We start from the raw sequence: 23,927 nt of genomic DNA, 5'->3' as shown, positions 1-23,927 counted from the left end.
AAGCACAGTTTTAGAATAAAGAGTAAAGAATATAGATATTGGACAGAAGAGTTGTTATTACATCAATCCGTTAATTTACTGCGAGTAGCAGGATGTCTCGCTATTGCTCGACATGACAGCTTGGATTTACTCACTCATTAGCTCATTCAAAATTCACTCATTGGCCTCCATTCACTCATTCACAACTCACTTATTCACTCATTGATTTATGAGCAGCAGAGATAAAATATTAGCGGCGGTAGCGCAAAATAAGCCTGAAGCTAAGCCGCTACCCAATATAGCGCCCTTTAAGGAAATTGGTTATACTGACATTATTGGGCAGTATGAAGCTGTACTGACTGCCATTGGCGGCAAGGTACACCGGGTAAGCAACTGGGACGAAGTTAAAACCATTGTTAAAGAAAAATACAACGCACAAAATGTACGTGTATTGAGCTTAGTGCCCGAGTTGGATGACGTAGCCACATCGGCCTATGAAATTAATCCGGCAGCACACCATTTAGCCGATGTAGAACTGGCCTTGATTAAAGCACATTTTGGTGTGGCCGAAAATGGTTCGGTATGGGTGACAGAAGAACTATTAGGCCATCGTGCCGTGCCTTTTATTTGCCAGCACTTAGCAGCAGTAATCACGGCATCTAATTTGGTAGATACCATGCACCGCGCTTATATGCGTATTGGTTCAGAAACTTATGGTTGGGGCGCGTTTATAGCCGGCCCATCTAAAACTGCCGATATAGAACAGTCGTTAGTATTAGGTGCCCACGGCCCGCGTAGTATGACGGTGTTTATTTTGCAAGATTAACCAAGACAAAAGTTATCGATGCTCAATTTGAGCATCGATTTTTGATAAAAGCTATTCGGAAGTATTCGATACGATACTTTTGAATAGCTTTTGTTTTTTGCCCTGAGCCGTGACAAGGGGTAATTTGAACAAGCATTTAAATAGGACAAAATAAGCAAAACTATTACCCTACCGGCTGCTTGTAATAATATCCCCTTTTATCTAAATGCAAAATTTATGGAGCCAGAACCGCTTAAAATGTTTGAAGTGTATGCCATCAGTAAAGGTTATAAAGCTTTGGTGGTAGATAATACGGTACGCATTCATGATGTAACCAATCCGGGCAACAACTTCAGCATACAAAAGGCTGATGGGTATTATATTGTATCTACCCTCAGTGTATCTAAAGCCGACTATGAGTATACGGCCAAATGCATGGTTTACCTTTTAATGGCCGAATTTAACAAAGACAACGGCGCCGACCATCAACACCTCAAATTTAAGGTTGATTTATAAATCAATCAAAATAGCGCCATTGCAAGTAAGTACATAAACCTTCCAATTCCGGAAATATAGTAAAGGCGTTTACGCCAAGCGTATTTAAATCGGTACGGATGTCGTTAAGCTTATCTGCCGGGATTTTTACTTTAAACAGTTTTTGGTCGAAAGAGTCACTGTCATTCATATAACGTTTCTCTAATATCTCTTCTGACGACGGCACGCTAAACACCCCCGACTGGTTATTGATACGAAGCTTAATAATTCGCGGACGAATGATTTTGGTTTCGGGCACGTCAAAAGGCTGTATCTGCTCAATATTAATATCAAAATCTTTTTGGTGAGCAGTCAGAATCCATATCACAGAATAGCGGGAGTTGTTGGGTGTGACAGTGTCGCTGGTAGCAAACCAAAGTGCTGTTAACGCATTGTTAGACCAGTCGAGCAGCCGGGTAGGCAAGCCAAAATGCTGACCTAAGGTAAGGTAGTCCCAATCGTCCATTGGGCGATGGCCCTCAATCAACAAGGGGTTGGTACGCTTAAACTCCTGCAAAAGCAATTGTTCCGTTTCCAGCAAATCGCCTTTAGCTTTTAAGCGGCACAACTTGGGGATGAGCGGATAATCAACCGTTTGTCCCCTGAATAAAAAATCTTCATAATTACCTCTTTTCAGGTTGTCATCCTTAATTTCTTTAATCAGCCTTAAATAATGCTCAATATTATCTACTTCCACCTCCGTCATCGCATTATCGGTTTTTGTTAATCAATATGCAGTATAGTTTTAGCCAGGTTTATCATGTGTTCGGTACCGGTATATTTACCATGCTCGTCAGATAGTTTAACCACTTCGGTCCATTCATCATCCTGCGGCAGGGCTTCGGTCATTTTAATCACGATGTTCATCGGTGCCGGGCCAAAATCGTTAGTTAAGTTAGTGCCAATACCAAAAGATATACCTATCCGGCCTTTGCAATGCTCGGCAATACGTGCTACCTTATCGTAATTTAAGGCATCCGAAAATATGATGGTTTTACTGACCGGATCAACACCCAGGCGCTGGTAGTGCTCTATAACCTTATCGGCAAACTGCAATGGGTCGCCGCTATCGTGCCGCACACCGTCAAACAGCTTGGCAAACATTTTATCAAACTGTTTAAAAAATACATCCGTAGTATAGGTGTCCGAAAGAGCTATCCCTAAATCGCCGCGGTAAACCTGTACCCAATGTTCGAGGCCCAGCGAGTTGGCCATTTTAAAACCGTACCTGGCGGCGTGAAACATAAACCACTCGTGGGCATGGGTACCAATGGGCTTGGTTTGGTATTGCATAGCCAGGTGTACATTACTGGTACCTACAAAGGTGCCGCTTCCATGTTGCTGTAATGCATTTACCACTAGGTTATGGCAGGCATACGAATAGCGGCGGCGGGTACCAAACTCGGCCACTTTAACACCCAGGCTTTGGTAACGTTCTATCTTTTTGCGTGTGCATTCAATAATTTCATCATCAATGATACGCTGAGCGTGGGTTAAGTTGTAAAACAGTTCGCAGATGAGCGACATCACCGGCACCTCCCATAAAATAGTCCGGTACCAAAAACCTTCAATATGTACCTTTAATTCAGTGCCATGCTGCTCTATTTGGACCTCTTGCGGGTTGTACTGATAGCCCTCCAGAAAATCGAGATATAAAGGGTCGAGATAAGGGCAGGCAACCTGCAGAAATTGTTTTTCGTGCGGTGTTAGCTTAAGGCCGGTCATGGCATCGACAGCCTCGCGCAGCGCCTGTGCAAAACCCGGCGGAAACTGGTGTTTACCACGGTTGATAAACTCGTATTTTACCCTTGCTCCCGGAAAAAGGCGTACCACTCCCTGCTGCATAGTAAACTTATAAAAATCATTATCAAGCATAGAGGGCAGTGGAAGCACAGGTTGGGTATTCATATTTTGTTACAACATAATGGAGTGTAACAAGGTTTCAAAATGTTTGTAGTCACAGCCAGTGTGTCTTCAATTCAAATAAAGTTTTAGTAAACCTCTTAGCTGTTACAGGGTTTTTAAGATGTACTTAGCCGATGCTATAAATACCAATTAAACACTTTAATGAAAATTATGTCAGAGAAAAACACATGCCCGACACCTACCGGGGCATTGTTAATTATTGGCGGTGCAGAGGCTAAAGAAGATGCATCAAAAAATGACGGTAATGCAGCATCGATAGGAATGGAAGTATTATCGTGCTTTATGAAACTGCTTAGCAGCGAGCAGCCTGTTATCGAAGTTATTACCTCGGCTTCGTCTGAAGACCCTGATGACTCGTTTAATAACTACGAACAGTCTTTTAAAGAATTAGGAGCTTACGTGGTTAATCACATTCATCATGATAACCGGGATGATGTGGTGCTTGCCGATATTGAAAACCGATTAAAAGCAGCACATGGCGTATTTATAGCCGGGGGAGACCAGCTGAAGCTGACGGCTGTATATGGCGGCACAGATGTATTACTGTTACTGAAAGAGCGTTACATTCATGATAAACTGGTAATTGCCGGTACCAGTGCGGGGGCCATGGCCATGTCAACACCAATGATTTACCAGGGGGTGGGGAGAGATGAAATGATAGCCGGTAATGTAAAAATTACCACCGGCCTGGAGTTTTTACGTGATGTATGTATTGACACCCACTTTGTAAACCGTGGCCGATTTGTACGGATGTCGCAGGTGATTGCTACTAATCCAACCTCGATAGGTGTGGGTATTGAAGAAGACACAGCTATGGTGGTACGCAATGGTAAAGATGCCGAGGTGGTAGGCTGTGGTGTAATTATAGTGATTAACGGCTTTAAGAGCCATGGCACTAACATACATACCCACGGAGATGATGAGATGCTTACCATTCGTGGACTAAACGTCGACATCCTGTCGAAAGGTGAAAGGTTTACCATCCCCGAAATAAACCCGCCCCACAAATAAACAGGGAACGGGCTCGGGAACAACAAACTACAAGCTTACCATTAAGCTTGTAGTTTTCGGGTTAACAGCATGATTTTTTCCGAAACCTGCGCCAGTAAATCAGCATTCATTTGATGCTCATCTTCACATTTCCATTGGTCGTCATCCTGGTATACTAAGGTGTACATTCCGTTAATACCTACTTCATAGATATGCCTTCCCTGGTAAATAACAGGCTCAATGGTAATGGGTTGTACTAATCCTTTGTCTATGACTTTAAAATCGTATTTCATGTATGGTTAAGTGTATTTATCATTAATGCATATAATCTGGATAATGACTATGAACGGCTGTAATGCGCTTACTTTAAATTTATTAACAAATTGAAGCACGACAGATGTTATTTAAACAAGCATGACAAGTGTTGTGTTTTCTTAAAAATTAAAATATTAAATTATATTTTCAAAATATACAACTTCAGGGAATGAAACAAATGGTAATGTTTTGAAGTTTCATAGCTAAAGTGTTGGTTATAAATCCAATCAAACCTATGCATCATCAGTCTAATAAGTCATCGTTTTGGTATCGTAATGGGCTTACTTTGTTTTTTTTGTTTCTGTTTTTTATCACGCTCATTGCGCAGACATTAACCGGATGGAAGGAAAATAATCAACAACTGCAAGACATTGGCGGTACCTCTTTAAGTTTATCGCAGTATTTAAGAAGCGGACACTTTATATCGGCCACATTCGAAAACTTTCAGAGCGAGTTTTTGCAAATGGGAATGTATGTGTTGCTAACAGTAGGATTAAGACAGGTCGGATCTGCCGAGTCAAAAAGTTTAAATGAGCCTGAAGAAGTGGACCGTGAGCCCAAACCATCGCCCGATGCGCCCTGGCCGGTAAAAAGAGGAGGAATCTGGTTAACGCTGTACAGTAATTCTTTGTCGTTGTGTTTCATAATTTTATTTTTCATCAGCTGGGGGTTACACTTATATGGTAGCTGGATAGTGCACAACAATCAGCAGGTACTGATGCACAAACCTCAGGATACATTAACGCAGTTTTTGGGCGAACCAACCTTTTGGTTCGAAACATTTCAAAACTGGCAGAGTGAATTTATATCTATCGTCTCTATTGTTTTTTTAACCGTCTATTTACGACAAAAAGGCTCGCCCGAATCAAAACCGGTGGACGCGCCACATATGGAAACCGGGAAATAACATCATTATATGAACAAAACTTACTTATTGTATTTATTAACGACATCTGTAGTATTGATGTGCCACACACAGGTTAAGGCGCAAGACAGTACGCGCTCGTCTTACCATTTATTTAAGCCGATGCCTAAATCGTTAGAGCGCAAGCAAATGGAAACCGACCGGCCCAATGTTACCGAAACACCGCATACGGTAGATGCCGGGCATTTTCAGTACGAAACAGATATGTTCAGGCATCAGCGTGAAATTACCGACCAAAGCAAACAGCGGCGCTGGCTTTATAACCAGGCTAACCTTAAACTGGGCCTTTTAAAAAATACTGCTTTGCAGGTAATTGTACAGAGCTACAATAGAGAATCGGTTACAGATTTAATCACCAACCAAAAGCAAACCGGCTCAGGTTTTGGCGATTTAATTGTACGGGTAAAACAATGCTTATTTGGTAACTATAACGGCAATTTTAGTATAGCGCTGTTACCCTACGTAAAAATACCAACCAATAGGTATGCTGATAATCAAAAATACGAAGAGGGATTGTTAGTGCCAATGCTGATTAAATTGCCTCACGACTGGAAAATTGGTTTACAGGTAGAAGGCAGTTATTTAAGGGATGATGACCAACCCGCGCGCCATATGGAAGCACTGCAATCCGTAGTGATTAGCCATGTGCTGTTTAAAAAACTGGAGGTATTTGGCGAAAGCTTTTATACGTACAATTTTAAAGAGCATAAAATAAACAACTTTTTGGATGCCGCTCTTGAGTTAGAAATAACCCCCGATGTAAAGGTGGATGCCGGGTTAAATTACGGCTTGCAGAAAACAGCACAGAAAGAATATTTTGTTGGCTTAGCCTTTAGATATTGACAGTAATGAAAACAAACCAAATGATAGTGGCCAGTTTGGCCGGAACTACTTTGATGACGGCCTTTAGCGAGCTGATGTCTAAAGTAAAAGGTAGTAATTACAACGAAGCCGAAATATTAGGCAAATTGTTAAACCGCATAACACCTTTAAGTAAGTCGCAGGCCAGACTGGCCGGCTGGCTGGCACACTATGGCGCAGGCGTAGTATTTGCTGCGATGTATCAGTTGTACCTCAAACAAACTAATACCAAAGCAAATGCTACAAGCGGCTTAGCATATGGGCTTTTAAGTGGTTTAGCCGGTGTAGGTATTTGGAAAACAACATTCAAAGCGCATCCTAATCCGCCAGGAGTTGATTTGAAAACTTACTATCCGCAATTAGTTTTAGCACACGTAATATTTGGGTTAGTTACAGCTGCGGCTTACAAAACTATAAATACTAAAAGAAGTTAACTTTATTTAAATAAATTAAATTTAAAAGAAACTTGTTTTCTTTTTGGGTGTTAATTCTGTATAATAGCTCTGATACATACTGATAGGGATTAACCGCATATAGTTCTTTATTTTATCCTGTCATTCCATACTTGCCGATCGCATTTATTAGCCAGTTTTAATCTGTTTAAAAAAAATCAAAAAAAGTATGTTTTATCATGACAAGAAACTTCAGTATGAAGTACGCGTAGAAAAACCAAATCCGGCCTTTGCAAAATTACTGCAGCAGGCTATCGGCGGCATTGAGGGTGAAATTAGAGTATGTTTGCAATACTTGTTTCAAGCTTGGGGCAGCCGCGGCCCCAACAAATATCGCGATATGCTGATGGATACCGGTACCGAAGAAATTTCGCACATTGAAATGCTTAGCACAGCGGTTGCACTTAATTTAGAGGGCGCTACTGTTGAACTGAAAGATAAGATTGCCGGCGAAAATCCTATTGTAGGCAGTATTTTGGGCGGGATGGACCCGCGTCATGTGTTATCATCAGGTTTATCAGCCATGGCGGTTGATGCCAATGGTGTGCCTTTTAACGGCTCGTGGGTGGTTGGTAGCGGTAACATTGCTGCCGATATGTATGCCAACGTGATGGCCGAATCGACGGGGCGCGTATTGGCTACCCGGCTCTGGCAAGTAACCGACGACCCCGGCATGAAAGATATGTTAGCCTTTTTAATAGCTCGCGACAGCATGCACCAAAACCAATGGCTGGCCGTACTCGAAGATTTAGGAGGTTTAAATGCCAATTTACCTATTCCGAATACTTTCTCTGCAAACGATCAGGTTAATGAATTCGCTTACACCTTTGTATCAACCAATATAGAAAAGCCGGAACCACCCCAGGCCCGCTGGGCAAGCGGTCCGTCTATTGATGGCAAAGGCGAATTTACCTACACTTATGCCCAACCATTAGGCCAGGAGCCTAAGTTGGCACCGCCAGACCCGCAAGGCTTTGCACAAAGCCAGCAAATGACCGGCGGTATGGATAAAGGTATCCTGGAAAATATTAAAGACACCATTTTGCCGTAATGTTGATTTGGTCCGGCTTTGCCGGATCTTTTTTTAACTATCTGCTATAACGTTATACATGCATGTATTTATTTCGACCAAAGTACATGGTGTGTATAGCTTTTACCTTTTTGTACTATACTCCCAATTTTTTTTGGAGAACTGCACTTTAACGCAGCCCTGTTTATCTACCCACTACCTTTTTTAGACAAGAAAATTGTATTTAACGAAAGAGGCTTTTAGCATTCATCACCTATGAAAAAAAATAAAAATATAAGCCTGTTGCTGTTTTGCGTATTAGTAATAAGCGCATGCAGTACCAGCACCAGTATTACAAGTTCGTGGCGTAAGCCTAATGCCACTGCCAATGGTTACCGTAATATTTTCATTGCGGCTATTAGCAGTAACATACCGGCTAAGCAAGCGGTAGAAAGCGGTTTGCAAGCAGAACTGCAGCGGCGCGGTTTGACCGTCACCAAAAGTGCCGATGTTTTTCCGCCCAATTTTAGTAATCAAACCGGTGCGCAGCGCGAGCTTGTTTTAAGTAAAATACAAGCTACCAACGCCGATGGTATTGTAACCGTAGCCTTACTGAAAAAAGAAAACGAAACCCGATTTATCCCCGGCGGCGGCGGTTGGAACCCTGGGTTGCGCTATGGTTATTATAACCGTTTCTGGAGTTATTATAACAACTGGTACCCTTACCTGTATGCACCTGGTTATTACGACGAATCGCAGGTGTATTATCTGGAAACCAACCTATACGATGCCAAAACAGAAGAATTGATATGGGCGGCACAGTCAGAAACGTATGACCCGTCGAGTATCAATAGCTTTATAAAAGGCTACGTAAAATCGACCCTGGAGCGTATGCAGAAAGATGGTCTGATTACTGATACCGTGATAGAGCGTCGCTAACAATGATCAAAGTAAGGCTGGCATGACTGCACCAAATAAAAGAAAAAGCAAAATATGGCTTTGGATTTTGGGCATACTTGCGGTTGTTGGCATTGCCGGTTACGCCGGCTGGCATTTTCTTAAAAAGGATTTGGCTAACCCGCAAAGTAAGGTGGTTAAGCCTTTACTAACTAATCAACTTAAAAAGATGATTACTGAGGCCAGTGACAGCTTGTACCACTTAACGTACGACCGTTTTGAGCTAAACATCGATTCGGGGCAAGGACTAATCACCAATTTTAAGTTGATACCGGACAGTGCGGTTTACAAACGCTTACTGGCAGCGCATAAGGCACCTAACAATGTTATGCATATCCGTGCCGACAGCCTAATACTTAACAGTTTTGGATTTATCAAAACTGCTTCAGGCCAACGCTTTAATGTGCGAGGTGTGGTATTGAAGCATCCCGTAATCAGGGTAGTTAATAAACGTTTGCCTTATAATGATACGTCGTCCGGGCAAAAATCATCGGTAATGGTTAAACTGATGAAACATATACTTACCGTATCCTCGGTGCAAAAAATGGTGATGCAAAACCTGTATTTTACTTGGGTTAATCAGAATGACGGCCGCGAAAAAACAACATCGTTTGAGCATTGGAACATTAGGGTGGATGGTTTTAATACTGACCGGATCACTGCTCGCACCAACGATACTACGGGCAATAAAAAAACGGTATTTTACAAGGCTAAACTGGTGCGTATTGCTACACCCGATAGCCTTTATCATCTTGACTTTACTGATTTTGCATTTACACCCATGCGCCGAACATTGGCTGTAGGTAGCGTTGAGCTTAAGCCAAGATTGGAGCGGAATGCATTTTACCAGGCCGTAAAATACGATAAAGACCGTATTCATCTGCTGTATAAACAGGTAACTATGAACCATATTGATTTGGCGCGATTAATTAACCGGCAGCAGTTTCATATAGGCTCCAGCATCATTGGTGGTTTTTGGGGAGAAGTAGTTAATAATTACCACTGGCCGAAGCGTAAGCCACCCATCCGGCCCTACGCTTACCCTCACCAAAAGCTGCAAAGGCTAGCCTTTGACTTGACTATTGATACGATGCTGATGCATAATGGATATTTCAGGTATGTAATTGCGGCCCGAAAGTCTGAAGAAAACTCGGTGTTATTGATGAAGCATACCGAGGGGCAATACTACAATATTACCAACAACGCTGTTGCAAAAAAACGCAACCCATTTGCCACCATCCACAGCCAAACGCGAGTAATGGGTGCAGGGCGGATGAATCTGACTTACAAGTTTAACTTGGCAAGCGCTATAGGTGCCTTTAGTTGTACCGCTAGGATGGGCAGCATGGACGGTAAAGCCATGAACCCATTAGTTAAACCGCTAGCTATGATGGAAATTAAATCGGGTACTATCAATAAAATGTACATGCACTTGGATGCTGATACTCACAGAGCTACCGGTAACCTTGATCTGTATTATGCCAATATGAAGGTAAATTTGCTAAAACGTGATGATGAAGCTGATACGCTAAAAAAGCGTGGATTCATTTCGTTTTTTGCTAATGCCTTTATGCCTAATGATAATCCTAAAAGTAATGGCAAATTCAGGAAAGGACCTATAAACGTTATTCGCGACCCGCACGACTCGTTTTTTGGTTTGTTATGGAAAAGTACACTCGATGGTATGTCGTCGGCTATGATGGGGTTTAATCAGCACAAACAGAAGCCGAATAAAAACATCGTGACTAAATTGTTGAGTAAAATTATTAAGCCCCACAAGAAGGGAGTAAAGATTCAAAAAGATCAATAGCTCATTTTACCTGCGGCCAGCCGTTAACCCATGTCAATTTTCTGATTAACAGTTTGGATATTCCCTTATCGGCGGCATCGTAGGCATGATACACCAGATAATCTGTGCCACTAAAGTTGCACACAGCATTATGGCCAACGCCATACCAGTTGGTGTCGCCTTCCAGTATTAATGTTCCGCCGCCGTCGGTCATCTTTTTTCCCTGCTTGTCTTTGTAAGGGCCCTTTAAATTTTTTGAGCGGCCAACCAGCATTTTGTAAGTGCTTTTAGGGCCGCGGCAACAGTAATCTGCCGATACAAATAGATAAAAGTATCTGTCGCGCTTAAAAATGAAAGGCGCTTCAATGGCATTGGTTCCGGCATCAGCAGGGTAGCTACCGGGCAAAAGTGTGTATTGATTTGTATCTGCTTTCCGGCGGGCCAAGGTAGGTAATTTGTCGGTGGCTTGAGCTAAACCGGTGCGGTCGGCTTTTAATTTAGCCAGTTTGATGCCGTCCCAAAAAGAGCCGAAGGCCAAATAGGGGGTGCCATCATGATCAGTAATTAAATTCGGGTCAATGGCATTCCAGTTGGTTCGTGTGGGTACTGATTCGATGATTTTGCCATGGTCCGTCCAGTGGTATTCAGGGCTGGCCGTGTTTAACGTTTTGTTGGTAGCCAGGCCTATGCATGACGTGTTTTTACCAAACGCCGAAACAGAATAATAAAGATAATACAGGCCGTTATAGTAAGAAATATCAGGTGCCCAAATGTGGCCCTTAAACCCGGGCACGGCATCCATGGCCCATTGCGGAGGCGTGGTAAATACCGGCAGTTCTGTTTTCCAATGTTGCAGGTCGGTCGAACTCCATGCGGATATGCCGCGACCCGTACAAAACAAGTGATATACCGAATCTTGCTTAATCAGTACCGGGTCGTGTACCGATATATTTGTTATTAAGTTTTGGGCGTTGCAATAAGTTGCCGAAAGCAGCAGTAGTAAGTAAATATTGAGGCTAAGTAACCGGTTCATCAATAAACAAGAAAGCCCTGAATTTACTGAATTTTACGACATGCCGGTAAACTCAGGGCCTTTATATTTTTGCCCTTAGCAGTTGAACAGCAATAGCGGAACATTAATTTCTGCAGGTTTTTGCTGCCCTGTAGCGCAGGCTGTACTGAGGGCATTGTGGTGGTGTTTGCCATAAGCCATGGCCAGCCAGTTGTTATGCAAAGCATTAATCAATACATCTGCCGCTTTATTGATGCAAGGTTCGGTAATGTGCTGAAAGGAAAGATTGAGCTGATTGCTGTTAGAACCAATAGCTTGCCGGTAAAGGGTTAGTGCATAGGTAGTTTCGGGTTCAGGCAATTTAGCAGCAGTAATATGCGCCATTGCCAGTCCGGCGTTTAATTGATGAGCAATCTGCTTTAAATAGCCAGTAATATGTGCACGGCAATATCGTAAATCGGTTAAATAAACCATTTGTTTTATACCAATGTATTCTGCTTGCTGAGGCACCAACAATACCGGGCAAAGCGTTTTACGTAAAAATTGCGAGGTTAACTTATCTAAAGCATGCCCGTGGCTTCCTGTACCTTTAATAATTAAATTAACTTGATGCTTTTGTACCAATTCATGCAAGGTAAAGCCTTCAGTATCTTTTTTCGTAAAATGAGTAATAGTACCCAGCCCTACACCGTCAGGGTATGCCTGGTTTAGTAAAGTTTGGGTGATGTAGGCATCAGTGCTATTTGCCGTTTCGCGCCCTGCGGCCACTAAGGCTGGGGCAGATTGCCTGCTTACAGGTTCAATTAAATTCCAAATAAGTAGATTAGCCTGTAATGTTTGAGCCAGTTTTTGTGCATAGGTAAATGCATGTTCGGCTTCTGCCGAAAAATCGTTTAGGAGTAAAATGTTATTCATGCCAAGGTAGTAGTCCTGAAATTCAGCGTTCAGCTTTAAGTGAAGAAAGTATTCTTATGCAGATGGGCTGAAGATTTATACAATCTACTACAACCAAGAGTGGTGAATGTTTGCTGCAATTTAAGTTTTCCTGATGAAGAAGAGCTGCCCGTTTTGAAAGGAATAGGTATTATTTAAAGCATCAATAACCGTAAAATTAGCCAGGCTGCCAAGGCTAAGAGCATGTGCAAATTCATAACCCTGTACATCTATTGTTTGATAAGCATTGTAGGTGCTTAAGTCGCCAATATCTTGAATGGCATACAGTGCCTGGTGTTGCAAAGGCACTGCATCAAAGCTATGAGAATGGTTAAGGCCGATATCTACTCTGATAATTCCGGCCGGCGTGGGTAAAATCACGTTTTTAATAAGCAGATGAAACAGTTCTTTTACGTTTTGTGGGATTTGATGATATGCCGTTATGCTGTGGTGCTGGTAGCCTGCCGTTGTAATTTGCTCCAGCGCATACAGCAAAATCTTAAAATTTAGCTCGCGAACGAACTGCCGTTCAGCATCGCCCGGGTACCCGCCGGCTTCTATCAGTAAAGTGGAAGTGCCCAGGCGCTGAAAGTTATCGCCAAAGGCATGCGGCTCAAAGGTTTCGCTCCATTTGCCCACATAACCAGGAATAATGGAAGATAATATTCCGTTAATGCCGGCCACCAATTGCATCGCCTTTAACCGGCTTGGGCTAACCAAGGCCAAGTCATCCGCCGGCGGTGCCAGTAAAGAGATAGATGCTGGTTGCTTAGTGCCTGCTACCGACCACAGTGCTTCCTGATCGTGCATGTTAAAGCCAAAGGCTGGTTGTATTTGTTGATGAAGTCGCGTCAGTAATTGTGCTTCGGGGCTCTGCTGTTGCAAAAAATCGCGGTTAATATCAATTCCCTGTGCATTGCGGCGTTCGTTAAGTTCCGCACCGTCGGGGTTAAGCATCGGGATAAAGTGCAGCGTGCAATGGTTAAATATCAACTGACGAAAATCATTGTGCTCATCGTCTGCCTGCAAAAAATTGAACAAATCAAAAAAAGCGCGGGTGCCGGTAGGTTCGTCGCCATGCATCTGGCTCCAGAGCATCACGGGTATAGGGCCGCGCCCAACAGAGAGCTGGTATATTTCGCGATGCTGGGCGGAGTAACCGGCTATTTTTACTTCAATCTTTTTTTGGTTAGTGATTGTGCTGATCTTTTCTTTCAGCAATTCGTGCGTCATTAATCCGCTATTAAGTAACGGTTCTTTGTAAGAATTGTAGTTTACAAAAAGATGCATAGATGTTCGTGAGTGAATAAGTGGTTGAAGCACGTTAGGCATTATGTACAATTATACTTTAAGCGCCATTACTATCGGCCGGTTTGCAGCCTAAGTAAAGCAATTGTTATAATTTTATAAAAAGAATTATAGTTAATCTTGTTGCAACAACTCCATTCACTGTAAAGTAATCAAATCAGGCGTCATAAAAGCATGAAGTTTACCGCATTCGAAATCTATAAATATTCAATACCTATTGAGCCGTTTACCATTGCAACGGGTACTATGCATTTTGCGCAAAATGTATTGGTTAAAGGCTATACAGATAACGGCTTAACAGGGTACGGCGAGTGTTCGGCCTTCCCGATGATTGTGGGCGAAACCCAAGCCACCGGATTTGAGATGGGTAAAGATTTTGCCGCAATATGGAAAGGTAGAGATGCCACGGATATAGAAAGCCGCCTGGCCGAATTGCATTTGTACACCGCCGGTAACTATACCATCAAAAGTGCCTTCGATATGCTGCTTTACGACTTGGCCGCAAAACAAGTAGGGCTACCTTTGTACCGCTATTTGGGCGGCAAAAAGCGGCAAATTATTACCGACGTTACCATTGGTATTGATACTGCCGAAAAAATGGCTGCCTCGGCCGCAAAATTTGTAGCTCAAGGGTTCCGGATTATTAAAGTTAAACTTGGCAAAAAGCCGGACGATGATATACAGCGTATAAAAGCCATCAGGCAGGCCATACCTGCAGAGGTAGATATACGCATTGACGCCAACCAGGGGTGGACGTTTGATGAAGCTGCCTATGCTTTAAAGCAACTGGCACAATACAACATCAGTTTTTGCGAGCAGCCTATGCGTACGTATAACGATGAGTGGCTTCCCCAACTGTGCCGGCAATCGCCTATTGCTATTATGGCTGATGAAAGTGTGTACACCCACTATGATGCCGGTCGTATCATTAGAAATAACGCTGCCCATTTTATCAATATTAAATTTGCTAAAAGCGGCGGCATTAACGAGGCCATCAAAATTAACGAGGTTGCCGAGGCGAGTGGTATGCCTTGTATGCTGGGTAGTATGCTGGAGAGCCGGCTGGCATTAACTGCCAATGTACATTTCGCCATGGCTTTTACTAATCTGCAATTTTTTGACCTGGATACCTGTTTGCTTGGCCAATTAGCCGACCCGGTAATCGGCGGTTTTTGGTACAACGGTATGGCACTCGAAATTACCGACCAACCCGGTATTGGTGCCACGGTAGACCAAGCTTATCTGGATAAATTAGAGTCGGTTAAAATATAAAAGCTTTTACTGCCGATGGAAGAGCTGAATAATTTATACCTCGACGCTATGCCCGGTCGTACAGCCAGGGTAGGGGGGCGCGAGTTTTTATTCTTTTCGGGGTATAATTATTTAGGCATCAATAACCATCCTGAGTTTAATGCTTTACTACAAGAGGGGGTACGCAGGTACGGATGGCTGTTCCCGTCGTCGCGTATATCAAACACCCGGCTACGTTTGTACGACGAATGCGAAGCTATGCTGGCCAAAGCAACCGGATGCGAAGCGGCGGTGCTTTTGCCAACAGGTTTTACTGCAGGGCGTGTAGCCACATCGCTGCCGCAAGCTATTAACAACTCACCCGCTTCGCATCCAGCTATTCTGCGCCATAAAAGCGGTTTGCCGGATATTGCAGCGTGGCAGCAGCAGGTTTTAAACAGTGCTGATGAGTCAGAGCAGCCTTTGATTATTGCCAGTGACTCAGCTAACCCACTGGCAGCTACTATTTATGATTTCAGCTTTTTAGAACGAACGCAGCGCCCGCTTACCTTAATTGTTGATGACTCGCACGGTGTAGGTTTAATAGGAGGCGACGGTTTTGGTACCAGTGCATCTGTTCCGAAACAAGGCAGCCTTGAATATATTTTTACTTATTCGTTATCAAAGGCCTTTGGCATCAGTGGCGGCGCTATAAGTTGTACTGCCGTGCGGGCTGCCTACTATAAATCGTTACCGGCTTACACGGGTAGCACGCCCATCTCGCCGGCGCAGGGTTATGCTTTTATAAACGGGCAGCACATTTATGCACAGCAGCGCGAAAAGCTTAGGCAAAACATCGCTTACTTTGCCGGGCATACAAGGCAATTGCCGGGTGTACATTACACCGCCGGTTTTCCGGTATTTGTGCTGCCTGCACAGGTCAACGAAAAGCATTTGTATGATGATGGGATAATTATTTCCTCTTTTGCCTATCCCACACCTAACAGCCCAAAGCTCAACCGCATTGTAGTTAACGCCGGGCATACACCGGCTGATTTAGACCGCTTGGCCGAGGTTTTACACCGGCAGTGGAATGTATAAACGAATTACTTTTGATTTTAAATGAAAAGCAATGTATTTAAAAGGCCATCGCCGTATCAGGATATGGTTAACACAAAATTTTGTTTCTGCTTAGTAAGTCTTTTATTAACCTGCACAGTCTTTTGCCAAAGCCTACACGCGCAGCGCATCCCCAAACGCAAAATCCGAAAACTGATAGAAAAGTCGGCCGTTAACCGCGATCATTTTACCGGCTTTGCACTGTACGACCCGGAAAAAAAGAAAATGATTTATGAGTACAATGCTGATAAATACTTCATTCCAGCCTCGAATACCAAATTGTATACCTTTTATACGGCCTTAAATATGCTGGGCGATTCGATACCCGGCCTGCGCTACATCACCAAAGGCGACTCTCTTATTTTCTGGGGAACGGGTGATCCTTCTTTTTTGCATTCAACGCTAAAATCTACCAAGGCTTATGATTTGCTGAAAAGGAGCAATAAAAAGCTTTTTTACTCAGCTACCAATTATAAAGGGGCCTTTTATGGTGTAAACTGGCCATATGATAATTACGGCGATTATTACCAGGCCGAAATTACCGACATGCCCGTTCAGGATAATGTAGCGCTGATTAAGGCCGACGGTAAGGGCGGCTTAACGATTGTCCCCGCATTTTTAAAAAACTATCTCCAAGCAGATAATGCGTTTCATCCGCAAAGCTTTGCAGTAGAGCGGTCGCTTACCGAAAATAAATTCAGGTATCCTAATATGCCGGTACCTGTTGGCTTTAGTCAGGAAATCCCATGGAAAACCAGTTCAGCCCTAACATTAACCTTGTTGCAGGATACGCTTAAAAAGCCCATCGGCTTAATCAGTATGAAAATGCCTGACAGTGCCAGAACCTTATATTCTATTGCTGCCGATTCGGTTTATAAACGTATGAATTTACCGAGCGATAATTTTGTGGCGGAACAACTGCTGTTGGTGTGCTCATCTACCTTACCTGGCGGAGACTTAAGTACAGCTGACGCGATTGCTTACAGCAAAAAACATTTTATGAGCGACCTTCCCGACGAGCCGCAGTGGGTTGATGGTTCAGGACTATCGCGTCAGGATTTGTTTACGCCCCGTACCACAATAGCCCTGCTGCAAAAGATAGCTGATAAGGTGGGGAACGAAGAAAGGCTGCATAAACTGTTACCTGCCGGCGGCGTGTCAGGAACGTTAAAAAGAGCCTATCAAACCGACAACGGCGTGCCTTTTGTATGGGGCAAAACCGGAAGCCTATCCAACAACCACAACCAAAGTGGCTACCTGATTACCCGCAAAGGCAAAAAGTTAATCTTCTCTTACATGAACAACAATTTTACCTGCCCCACGGCCGAAATTAGAGCGGAAATGGTACGGGTGATGACCGAAATACATAACCGATTCTAAAGGCAACCCTTAGAAACAGCATCCGAGTTAGTTTTCATATGCGCCCATATTAGGCGCTTTACCTTGTGCACGCGGCCTCCCTTCAATATCAAACTTACTGTAAAAGTTAGTATTGCCCTTGCTTCGTGCAGGGCTGTCATCTGCCAAACCAAAGTTTGCCTTAATACTATGGATGGGGCTAATAAAGCGCGGATAAATACCGCTGATACAACCCTCGCCGGTAACGCTGATCAGCTCGCGCCGCGGATGGCTGATGTTGTAGTGCATATTGTTTTTGTAAGTAAGGTTGGTGTTGGTGTAGTTGGAGTTGATAAGCACGGTAGAATCAGATACCAGGATGTTATTCATGATCTTATTATCATCGCTTAGCCCCGATAGTATTTGCCCAGCGTTAATACCCGGCGTTCTAGAATTACAGAATGCAGTATTGTTAATAATGTCGATATGGTCGCTCTGGAATGTATGGATGCCCGTGCCGCCGTTAAACCAACTTACATTGTTTTCAATTAGGGTGCGGCCTTCATAGTTACCCAATCTCGAACCATATTGCTTGTTCCTGAAATCATCAATGATGATTCCGTTGCCATCAGCCAGTTGGCAGTTTTTAATCCAAGGCACCAGCGAGCGATTGTAATAACATTTATTACGGCGGATAAAATTATGGTACCCCTTGATATGGTTAGAGTTCCAAAACTGGTAAAACGAGATACCGCTGGTGCCATATATGGTGTAAAGGCTGTTGTTATAAACCAGGTTATCTTCTACCGTAATATAATCGGCTTGTATTGCACCGATACCGCCGCCACCGCAATCATGCACTATATTTTTAGCAATAATAATGTGGTGCGAATGCTTTTTGCCATCACTGCTGATGATAATGCCATTGCCATTATACCTGGGTTCAACACTGCCACGCTTGTTACGGCAGCCTTGAGGTTGCATTAAGGCCTTTTCGAGTTTTACATTACCATTGTTGCCTAACACCTCAAACCCGATAATTTTGATGAAGCTTGCCCCATTCCTGATTGAGATTCCGGACCACCCTGTAAACCTGATTACCGGGTGATGACCCGGGTAATTAGTATACACTACATATTTTTCTTTATTCTTTTCGCGCCTGCCTCCTCTGTCTATCACTAAAACATCACATACACTGCACTCAGGCGTATAAGTTCCGTTCATTACAAAAACCGTGTCTCCGGGCTGGGTTAGCTTAACAATATCCTGTATTCGGCTTTTGGGTTTCGAAGTGCTTTTGCCGTTATTGCCGGGCTTACCGGTTTCACTATTTACGTAATAATTTTTGGCCAGGGCCGGTAGGCAGGCTATCAAGAAAATGCAAGCGTAAAAAAACCTCATTGGGTAAATGTACAAATAGACACCATTGTACACAAAATACAAATCCAATAAACATATTCCGGATTTTTCAGGTTCATGGCAAATCAACGGGCTTACATTTTAAAATTTTTAGACTTCCGCTTTAACGATATAATATAACTGATTACTGAAAATAATTAAAACGGAGATTAAATAAATATCATTATCCTTTTAAATGTTACTTTTGCAGACTGCCGGCATCAAACAAAGAAGTTGTATAGTATAAAGATTTTATTTTTGGCATAAATGTTGGTTGCCCTGATGAAGTGAATTAGTATTAAACTATTGTGCGAAATTTTTGAAGTAAATTTTAGACATCATTATATACTGATATATACACTAAGTTGATGGAAACCCGCTACTCTTACATTTTACGTTATGCGCTCGCATGCAGCGATATTCTATTAGTGAATGTGTGCTTCTTTATAGCGTCGCAATTATTAAATGTGTATGAGTCTACATTTACGTTAGATTACCGATATGATTTGATTATCTGTAACTTAATTTGGGTTGTATGCTCGTTTGTTTACACTCTTTACTTCAAAAAAACGTTTCATAAGCTGGAGGCTATCTATAAAGCCACCCTTCAAAGCATATCTCTCCACTTAGTATTATTTCTTTCTTTTTTGTTTTTTTGCGAGCAAACGCACTTTCCGCGCAGGTTTTTGGTGTTCTTTTACTTGCAAATGGTACTCGGTTTTTTACTCAGCCGATTTTTTGGCACGCTATTTATAAGTTTGTATAGCAAAAATTTTAGTCTTGGTAAAGCTGTTGCTGTGCTTGGCATGAACGAGGGTGGTATGAAGCTGGCCTCTTACCTGTTAAAACAAAACAGTTTAAAATTCGTCGGTATCCTTGATAAGGATAATGCCACCATAAGCAGAAAAGGGACATTCAAGATATCTGCAGCAATCGAGTATTTGAGAGCTGCTGCCAAAAAAGGTGTGGAAGAGGTGTATGTTTCTGTAAGGCCCGACAGGCTAAATGATTTAACCTATTTGATTAGGGAGGGCGAAAAAAACTGTATCAACTTAAAGTTTGTGCCAGACATGAGCATGCTGGAGTCAACCTTTAAGTTTGACAAGATGGGAGATTTTACGGTGCTTAGCGCACGTAAAGAACCCCTGGAGGATATTAAAAATAGGCTTAAGAAACGTGTTTTTGATATTATTGTTAGTTTGGGTGTAATAATATTTATTTTTACCTGGCTTTATCCGTTACTGGCAATAATTATAAAACTACAAAGTAAAGGGCCGGTGTTTTTTGCTCAGTTGCGCACAGGGCGCAACAAAAAGCCTTTTTGGTGTTACAAATTCAGGAGCATGCGCCTCAATGATGACAGTGATAAACGGCAGGCTAGTATTAACGATGACCGGATTACACCTATAGGGCGCTTTATACGCAAAACCAGTTTGGATGAGTTTCCGCAGTTCTTTAACGTGTTGTTAGGGTATATGAGTATAGTAGGGCCCAGGCCTCATATGTTGTCACATACCGAGCAATACAGCCAGATTGTAGACAAGTACATGCTGCGCCAGTTTTTAAAGCCTGGCATTACGGGTTGGGCTCAGATTAATGGTTACCGCGGAGAAACCAAAGAGTCATGGCTTATGGAAAAACGTGTTGAACATGATATATGGTACATGGAAAACTGGTCGGTGATGCTCGATCTGAAAATAGTGTTCCTGACCGTGATCAATATGTTTAAGGGCGAAAAAAATGCATATTAACAATACAATATATATTAAACAATTTCAATCAATCTCATAATTCAGTGTTACAACTATGAAAGTAAAAACTACCTTAAACTTGCGCAATCTTTTTAAAGTTGCTACCGCAGCAGGCATATTGTTTTTAAGCTCTTGTGCTTCTTATGATAAAGTGCCTTACTTCCAGGATTTAAGCCGGAGCAAAATTACTACCACCGACATCAACAATCTGTCTTACCCAACTATTCAGCCTAAAGACCAAATTGCCATTACTGTTAGCAGCTTAAACCAAGACGCAGCAAACGTATTTAGTAATAATACACTGAGCGCCGGAACCCAAACTCAAAGCCCCGTTTATGGCTACCTGGTAGATCAAAACGGCGAGGTAAAACTACCTTTAGTAGGCGTTGTAAAAGTAAGCGGTTTAACTACCCAACAATTATCTACTCAATTAGAGCAAAAATTAGGCACTTACTTAACTAACCCGGTTGTATCTATACGTTTGGTTAGCTTTAAAGTAGCTGTTATGGGCGACGTATTGCGTCCGAACGTTTATGCCAGCCCGAGCGAAAGATTAACTGTAACCGAAGCCTTAGCATTGGCAGGTGACTTAAACATCACTGCTCACCGCGAAGATGTATTGTTAGTAAGAGAAGAAAACGGTGTACGTGTAACTGTGCCTTTAGATTTAACTTCAAAAAGATTATTTGAATCTCCATATTTTTATATGAAACCAAATGATTTAATCTACGTACAACCCGGCAAGCTGAAGTTAAGCAATGCTGATAATGGTTACCAAAAAGCGTCTTTAGTTATTTCTGCTTTATCATTAGTTGCCATTGCAATTTCGGTTTTACACAACAACAACTAATTAAGTTGGGTGGTAATCGTTTAAAGCAAGTTTAAAATGGATACTAAGAATAATTTTGTGGATTTAGGTGCGGTTCTTAAAAGGTACCTTTATCATTGGCCTCTTTTTGTGCTTGGATTGTTAATAGCAGGAGGCATCGCTTATACTTACTTAAACGTTACCAACCCGGTTTATGAAGTTAGTGCTACCATCCTGGTAAAGGATGAAAAGAAATCGCCTGAAGAAAAGGCCGCTTTGCCAGAGTTAGAGCAAACAACTTCGCCTAAAAACGCTGAAGCGGAAATAGAAATTGTGCGGTCGAAAAAGCTGATTAACCAGGTAGTAGACAAATACCAGTTATGGGCCAGTTACAAAACCAAACAAGGTTTAAAAACTACTGATTTGTATGAGTCTACCCCGGTTAAGTTTGTGATGGTTCAAAAAACCGGCACACCTCAAAAGCAAAAAATTGAGGTTACCATTAAAAGTAAAACTCAGTTTGAGGTTGAAAACTTAAGCGGTCAGAAACAGGCGGTTAATTTTAATACAGATTACAAAAGCGCTTTTGGAACATGGAAACTTGTTCCGACAGATTTTATAGACCAATATGTTGGTTCAAAAATCAATATCGAGGTTAATGACCCGCTGATTGCTACTAACAATTACGTGAAAATGCTGGATGCCCACTTGTTAGACAAGCAGGCACCAACCATTGGATTGTTTGTAGAGGATGAAGTTCCAAAGCGCGGACAAGACTTTTTGAACGGCCTAATAGCTGCATATAACAATGCAGCTATGGTCGAACAAAAACGGGTAACCAAAAACATGATTGATTTTCTTGATAAGCGTTTGGCTTCTTTGTCGGGCGAATTAAGTCATGCAGAATCTAAAGTACAAGGTTATCGTAGTTCCCAGGGTCTTGCGGATATTAATAGCCAGGCAAAAGCCTATATTGAAAATTCGCAGTCGAATGATGCCAGGCTGAATGATGTTAATGTACAATTGAATGTAATTAACGGCATTGAGCAGTATGTAAATTCAGCATCAGGTAATCCGCCATCAACCATGGGTATTTCAGACCCTACGCTTACCAAGCAGGTAGAAAAACTGGTTGATTTGCAGTTAAAGCGCACCGAGCTTTTAGGTACTACACCTGAAGCTAACCCCATATTTAAGCCTATTAACGAACAAATCGCTTTAACCAAAGCATCTATTAAAGAAGTTATCAGAGGTGTAAAATCGTCTTTGCTAAGTTCTAAACGTCAGATGCAGGTGGTAAGCTCTAAAACGCAGTCTTCGTTACAGGATCTGCCTAATCAGGACCGTCAGATCGGCGACATGAAACGTCAGCAAGAGTTAAAAGAGAATTCTTATGTGTACCTTCTGAAAAAACGTGATGACCTGTCTCTAAGCTATGCAGCTACTGTTACTGATGCCCGTATTGTTGATGAGGCCAGCATTGGCGACATTCAGTGGCCTCGGCCGGCATTAGTATCAGCTATTGCGCTGCTGGCCGGTATCGGATTGCCTTTCCTGATTATCTTTTTCAGGCATACCTTTAATGGAAGCATTACCAGTCGCCGTGATATCGAAACATCAATTGAAGTACCTGTAGTTGGTGAAATTACTTACGAAAACTTAGGAAAAAACTCTATTGTAGTAAATGACAGGCATAACCTGATTGGCGAACAGTTCAGAACCTTGCGTACTAACTTATATTACCTGCATCAAAACCGGCAGTTGAGCCCATCAGCTATTAAGCTTAATTTGCATCAGGGAAGCTTTGTAGGAAGTTCGGTTAGTGAAGATCATGATCAGCGTGGTAGGGTTACTTTGTTCACCTCCAGCGTTGCAAAAGAAGGTAAGAGCTTTGTAGGTACTAACATCGCTGTATCGTTGGCTGCTCTACGCCGTAGAACGGTTATTCTGGAGATGGACCTTCGTAAGCCGAAAGTGTTAAAAAACTTTGGTATCGAGCCGGGCCGTCCGGGTATTACCGAATATTTACAAGGTAGAATATCATCATTAGATAGCATCATACAACCATCCGGTATCGAGAATCTGGATATTATTGCCTGTGGTGAAATATCAACAGAACCATCCGAATTGCTGGAAGGTGATCGATTAGCAGAATTGATTTCTGAGTTAAGAGATCGCTATGATGATGTAATTATCGATACTCCGCCGCTGCACCTGGTAACCGACTCCATGATTATTGGCAAACAGGCCGATATTTGCCTGTACATGGTTAGACAGGGATACACTAAAAAAGATGAATTAGCATTCATCCAGGAAATTAGTGAGGGCGATAAATTGCCAAATATCAACATCGTGTTTAACGGTATCCGTAAAGACAAATACGGTTATGGTTACAGCTACGACAACAGCTATTATTCTGAAAAGAAAAAAGTTGGTTTCGACGTAAAATTAAAACGCTTTTTAACCCGGTTTTAATTAGTAAAGGCTT

Annotated in this window: 22 protein-coding genes; 15 read left to right on the top strand and 7 right to left on the bottom strand. The window is 42.4% G+C overall.

Going from position 1 to position 23,927, the window contains the following annotated elements; genetic code table 11:
- Nucleotides 1-208 precede the first annotated feature (208 nt).
- Together AAGR14_RS19495 and AAGR14_RS19490 are read left to right on the top strand one after the other, a co-directional pair.
- The gene (locus AAGR14_RS19495) at nucleotides 209-805 is read left to right on the top strand and encodes an LUD domain-containing protein (protein WP_342645917.1); all 597 of its coding nucleotides are present in this window, start codon (nucleotides 209-211) and stop codon (nucleotides 803-805) included.
- Between the two features lie 216 nt (nucleotides 806-1,021).
- On the top strand, nucleotides 1,022-1,300 hold the full coding sequence (locus AAGR14_RS19490; protein WP_342645916.1) for a hypothetical protein: 279 nt from the start codon (nucleotides 1,022-1,024) through the stop codon (nucleotides 1,298-1,300).
- Between the two features lies 1 nt (nucleotide 1,301).
- Here the strand turns inward: AAGR14_RS19490 and AAGR14_RS19485 are convergent, their stop codons facing one another.
- Nucleotides 1,302-2,024 (bottom strand): FRG domain-containing protein, encoded by a 723-nt coding sequence (locus tag AAGR14_RS19485; RefSeq protein ID WP_342645915.1) that lies wholly within the window; start codon nucleotides 2,022-2,024, stop codon nucleotides 1,302-1,304.
- Between the two features lie 17 nt (nucleotides 2,025-2,041).
- A complete protein-coding gene (gene pncB / locus AAGR14_RS19480; RefSeq protein ID WP_342645914.1) occupies nucleotides 2,042-3,226 on the bottom strand; it encodes a nicotinate phosphoribosyltransferase in 1,185 nt (394 codons plus the stop codon).
- Between the two features lie 159 nt (nucleotides 3,227-3,385).
- Between pncB and AAGR14_RS19475 the strand changes: the two genes are divergently transcribed.
- Entirely contained in the window at nucleotides 3,386-4,255 is an 870-nt protein-coding gene (locus AAGR14_RS19475) for a cyanophycinase (RefSeq protein WP_342645913.1), read from the top strand.
- 41 nt (nucleotides 4,256-4,296) lie between these two features.
- On the opposite strand, the gene AAGR14_RS19470 is transcribed toward AAGR14_RS19475, so the two are convergent.
- Nucleotides 4,297-4,527, bottom strand: a complete 231-nt coding sequence (locus AAGR14_RS19470) for a hypothetical protein (protein ID WP_342645912.1) — start codon at nucleotides 4,525-4,527, stop codon at nucleotides 4,297-4,299.
- Nucleotides 4,528-4,784: 257 nt separating this feature from the next.
- Here AAGR14_RS19470 and AAGR14_RS19465 point away from each other — a divergent pair, with 257 nt between their 5' ends.
- The 6 genes from AAGR14_RS19465 to AAGR14_RS19440 all read left to right on the top strand — a co-directional run bounded on the left by AAGR14_RS19465 (nucleotide 4,785) and on the right by AAGR14_RS19440 (nucleotide 10,563).
- A complete protein-coding gene (locus AAGR14_RS19465; RefSeq protein WP_342645911.1) occupies nucleotides 4,785-5,456 on the top strand; it encodes a DUF6766 family protein in 672 nt (223 codons plus the stop codon).
- 9 nt (nucleotides 5,457-5,465) lie between these two features.
- On the top strand, nucleotides 5,466-6,317 hold the full coding sequence (locus AAGR14_RS19460; protein ID WP_342645910.1) for a transporter: 852 nt from the start codon (nucleotides 5,466-5,468) through the stop codon (nucleotides 6,315-6,317).
- Between the two features lie 5 nt (nucleotides 6,318-6,322).
- The gene (locus tag AAGR14_RS19455; RefSeq protein WP_342645909.1) at nucleotides 6,323-6,769 is read left to right on the top strand and encodes a hypothetical protein; all 447 of its coding nucleotides are present in this window, start codon (nucleotides 6,323-6,325) and stop codon (nucleotides 6,767-6,769) included.
- 187 nt (nucleotides 6,770-6,956) lie between these two features.
- Nucleotides 6,957-7,838, top strand: coding sequence for a manganese catalase family protein (locus AAGR14_RS19450; protein WP_342645908.1), 882 nt, complete (start codon nucleotides 6,957-6,959; stop codon nucleotides 7,836-7,838).
- Between the two features lie 234 nt (nucleotides 7,839-8,072).
- Nucleotides 8,073-8,735 (top strand): hypothetical protein, encoded by a 663-nt coding sequence (locus AAGR14_RS19445; protein WP_342645907.1) that lies wholly within the window; start codon nucleotides 8,073-8,075, stop codon nucleotides 8,733-8,735.
- Between the two features lie 22 nt (nucleotides 8,736-8,757).
- Nucleotides 8,758-10,563 carry a hypothetical protein gene (locus AAGR14_RS19440; protein WP_342645906.1) on the top strand — a complete coding sequence of 602 codons (1,806 nt, stop codon included), beginning with the start codon at nucleotides 8,758-8,760 and terminating at the stop codon, nucleotides 10,561-10,563.
- 1 nt (nucleotide 10,564) lies between these two features.
- Here AAGR14_RS19440 and AAGR14_RS19435 read toward each other — a convergent pair whose 3' ends face one another.
- The 3 genes from AAGR14_RS19435 to AAGR14_RS19425 form a co-directional block, all read right to left on the bottom strand.
- Nucleotides 10,565-11,575, bottom strand: a complete 1,011-nt coding sequence (locus AAGR14_RS19435) for a family 43 glycosylhydrolase (protein WP_342645905.1) — start codon at nucleotides 11,573-11,575, stop codon at nucleotides 10,565-10,567.
- A gap of 75 nt (nucleotides 11,576-11,650) precedes the next feature.
- Nucleotides 11,651-12,469: a universal stress protein gene (locus AAGR14_RS19430; RefSeq protein ID WP_342645904.1), complete on the bottom strand. Its 819-nt coding sequence runs from the start codon at nucleotides 12,467-12,469 to the stop codon at nucleotides 11,651-11,653.
- A 120-nt stretch (nucleotides 12,470-12,589) separates the two neighbouring features.
- Complete coding sequence (locus AAGR14_RS19425; protein WP_342645903.1) at nucleotides 12,590-13,777, bottom strand: M14 family zinc carboxypeptidase; 1,188 nt, start codon at nucleotides 13,775-13,777, stop codon at nucleotides 12,590-12,592.
- 192 nt (nucleotides 13,778-13,969) lie between these two features.
- On the opposite strand from AAGR14_RS19425, the gene AAGR14_RS19420 reads away from it, so the two are divergent.
- From AAGR14_RS19420 to AAGR14_RS19410, 3 genes are read left to right on the top strand one after another with little or no spacing between them, the layout of a single operon-like run.
- The gene (locus AAGR14_RS19420) at nucleotides 13,970-15,067 is read left to right on the top strand and encodes a dipeptide epimerase (RefSeq protein ID WP_342645902.1); all 1,098 of its coding nucleotides are present in this window, start codon (nucleotides 13,970-13,972) and stop codon (nucleotides 15,065-15,067) included.
- Between the two features lie 15 nt (nucleotides 15,068-15,082).
- Nucleotides 15,083-16,126: an aminotransferase class I/II-fold pyridoxal phosphate-dependent enzyme gene (locus tag AAGR14_RS19415; RefSeq protein ID WP_342645901.1), complete on the top strand. Its 1,044-nt coding sequence runs from the start codon at nucleotides 15,083-15,085 to the stop codon at nucleotides 16,124-16,126.
- A 21-nt stretch (nucleotides 16,127-16,147) separates the two neighbouring features.
- On the top strand, nucleotides 16,148-17,524 hold the full coding sequence (locus tag AAGR14_RS19410) for a D-alanyl-D-alanine carboxypeptidase (RefSeq protein WP_342645900.1): 1,377 nt from the start codon (nucleotides 16,148-16,150) through the stop codon (nucleotides 17,522-17,524).
- A 27-nt stretch (nucleotides 17,525-17,551) separates the two neighbouring features.
- On the opposite strand, the gene AAGR14_RS19405 is transcribed toward AAGR14_RS19410, so the two are convergent.
- Nucleotides 17,552-18,883, bottom strand: coding sequence for a choice-of-anchor Q domain-containing protein (locus tag AAGR14_RS19405; RefSeq protein ID WP_342645899.1), 1,332 nt, complete (start codon nucleotides 18,881-18,883; stop codon nucleotides 17,552-17,554).
- 365 nt (nucleotides 18,884-19,248) lie between these two features.
- On the opposite strand from AAGR14_RS19405, the gene AAGR14_RS19400 reads away from it, so the two are divergent.
- The 3 genes from AAGR14_RS19400 to AAGR14_RS19390 are packed head-to-tail and all read left to right on the top strand — an operon-like array spanning nucleotide 19,249 to nucleotide 23,914.
- Entirely contained in the window at nucleotides 19,249-20,631 is a 1,383-nt protein-coding gene (locus AAGR14_RS19400; protein WP_342645898.1) for an undecaprenyl-phosphate glucose phosphotransferase, read from the top strand.
- A 55-nt stretch (nucleotides 20,632-20,686) separates the two neighbouring features.
- A complete protein-coding gene (locus AAGR14_RS19395; protein WP_342645897.1) occupies nucleotides 20,687-21,481 on the top strand; it encodes a polysaccharide biosynthesis/export family protein in 795 nt (264 codons plus the stop codon).
- Nucleotides 21,482-21,517: 36 nt separating this feature from the next.
- Entirely contained in the window at nucleotides 21,518-23,914 is a 2,397-nt protein-coding gene (locus AAGR14_RS19390; RefSeq protein ID WP_342645896.1) for a polysaccharide biosynthesis tyrosine autokinase, read from the top strand.
- The last annotated feature ends 13 nt before the right edge of the window (nucleotides 23,915-23,927 follow it).

It is taken from the genome of Mucilaginibacter sp. CSA2-8R (genome assembly GCF_038806765.1).
Taxonomy (GTDB): Bacteria; Bacteroidota; Bacteroidia; order Sphingobacteriales; family Sphingobacteriaceae; genus Mucilaginibacter.
The sequence above is the reverse complement of the archived record's forward strand: the minus strand, read 5'-3'. Positions and strand labels throughout refer to the sequence as shown.

Bases quoted from the DNA above. Each gene is read 5' to 3' on its own strand.
- AAGR14_RS19490 (WP_342645916.1), top strand. From the start codon at position 1,022: ATGGAGCCAGAACCGCTTAAAATGTTTGAAGTGTATGCCATCAGTAAA.
- AAGR14_RS19485 (WP_342645915.1), bottom strand. From the start codon at position 2,024: ATGACGGAGGTGGAAGTAGATAATATTGAGCATTATTTAAGGCTGATT.
- AAGR14_RS19440 (WP_342645906.1), top strand. From the start codon at position 8,758: ATGACTGCACCAAATAAAAGAAAAAGCAAAATATGGCTTTGGATTTTG.
- AAGR14_RS19405 (WP_342645899.1), bottom strand. From the start codon at position 18,883: ATGAGGTTTTTTTACGCTTGCATTTTCTTGATAGCCTGCCTACCGGCC.
- AAGR14_RS19450 (WP_342645908.1), top strand. From the start codon at position 6,957: ATGTTTTATCATGACAAGAAACTTCAGTATGAAGTACGCGTAGAAAAA.
- AAGR14_RS19455 (WP_342645909.1), top strand. From the start codon at position 6,323: ATGAAAACAAACCAAATGATAGTGGCCAGTTTGGCCGGAACTACTTTG.
- AAGR14_RS19435 (WP_342645905.1), bottom strand. From the start codon at position 11,575: ATGAACCGGTTACTTAGCCTCAATATTTACTTACTACTGCTGCTTTCG.
- AAGR14_RS19445 (WP_342645907.1), top strand. From the start codon at position 8,073: ATGAAAAAAAATAAAAATATAAGCCTGTTGCTGTTTTGCGTATTAGTA.
- AAGR14_RS19470 (WP_342645912.1), bottom strand. From the start codon at position 4,527: ATGAAATACGATTTTAAAGTCATAGACAAAGGATTAGTACAACCCATT.
- AAGR14_RS19465 (WP_342645911.1), top strand. From the start codon at position 4,785: ATGCATCATCAGTCTAATAAGTCATCGTTTTGGTATCGTAATGGGCTT.
- AAGR14_RS19460 (WP_342645910.1), top strand. From the start codon at position 5,466: ATGAACAAAACTTACTTATTGTATTTATTAACGACATCTGTAGTATTG.
- AAGR14_RS19395 (WP_342645897.1), top strand. From the start codon at position 20,687: ATGAAAGTAAAAACTACCTTAAACTTGCGCAATCTTTTTAAAGTTGCT.
- AAGR14_RS19495 (WP_342645917.1), top strand. From the start codon at position 209: ATGAGCAGCAGAGATAAAATATTAGCGGCGGTAGCGCAAAATAAGCCT.
- AAGR14_RS19400 (WP_342645898.1), top strand. From the start codon at position 19,249: ATGGAAACCCGCTACTCTTACATTTTACGTTATGCGCTCGCATGCAGC.
- AAGR14_RS19410 (WP_342645900.1), top strand. From the start codon at position 16,148: ATGAAAAGCAATGTATTTAAAAGGCCATCGCCGTATCAGGATATGGTT.
- AAGR14_RS19430 (WP_342645904.1), bottom strand. From the start codon at position 12,469: ATGAATAACATTTTACTCCTAAACGATTTTTCGGCAGAAGCCGAACAT.
- AAGR14_RS19390 (WP_342645896.1), top strand. From the start codon at position 21,518: ATGGATACTAAGAATAATTTTGTGGATTTAGGTGCGGTTCTTAAAAGG.
- AAGR14_RS19420 (WP_342645902.1), top strand. From the start codon at position 13,970: ATGAAGTTTACCGCATTCGAAATCTATAAATATTCAATACCTATTGAG.
- pncB (WP_342645914.1), bottom strand. From the start codon at position 3,226: ATGAATACCCAACCTGTGCTTCCACTGCCCTCTATGCTTGATAATGAT.
- AAGR14_RS19425 (WP_342645903.1), bottom strand. From the start codon at position 13,777: ATGCATCTTTTTGTAAACTACAATTCTTACAAAGAACCGTTACTTAAT.
- AAGR14_RS19475 (WP_342645913.1), top strand. From the start codon at position 3,386: ATGAAAATTATGTCAGAGAAAAACACATGCCCGACACCTACCGGGGCA.
- AAGR14_RS19415 (WP_342645901.1), top strand. From the start codon at position 15,083: ATGGAAGAGCTGAATAATTTATACCTCGACGCTATGCCCGGTCGTACA.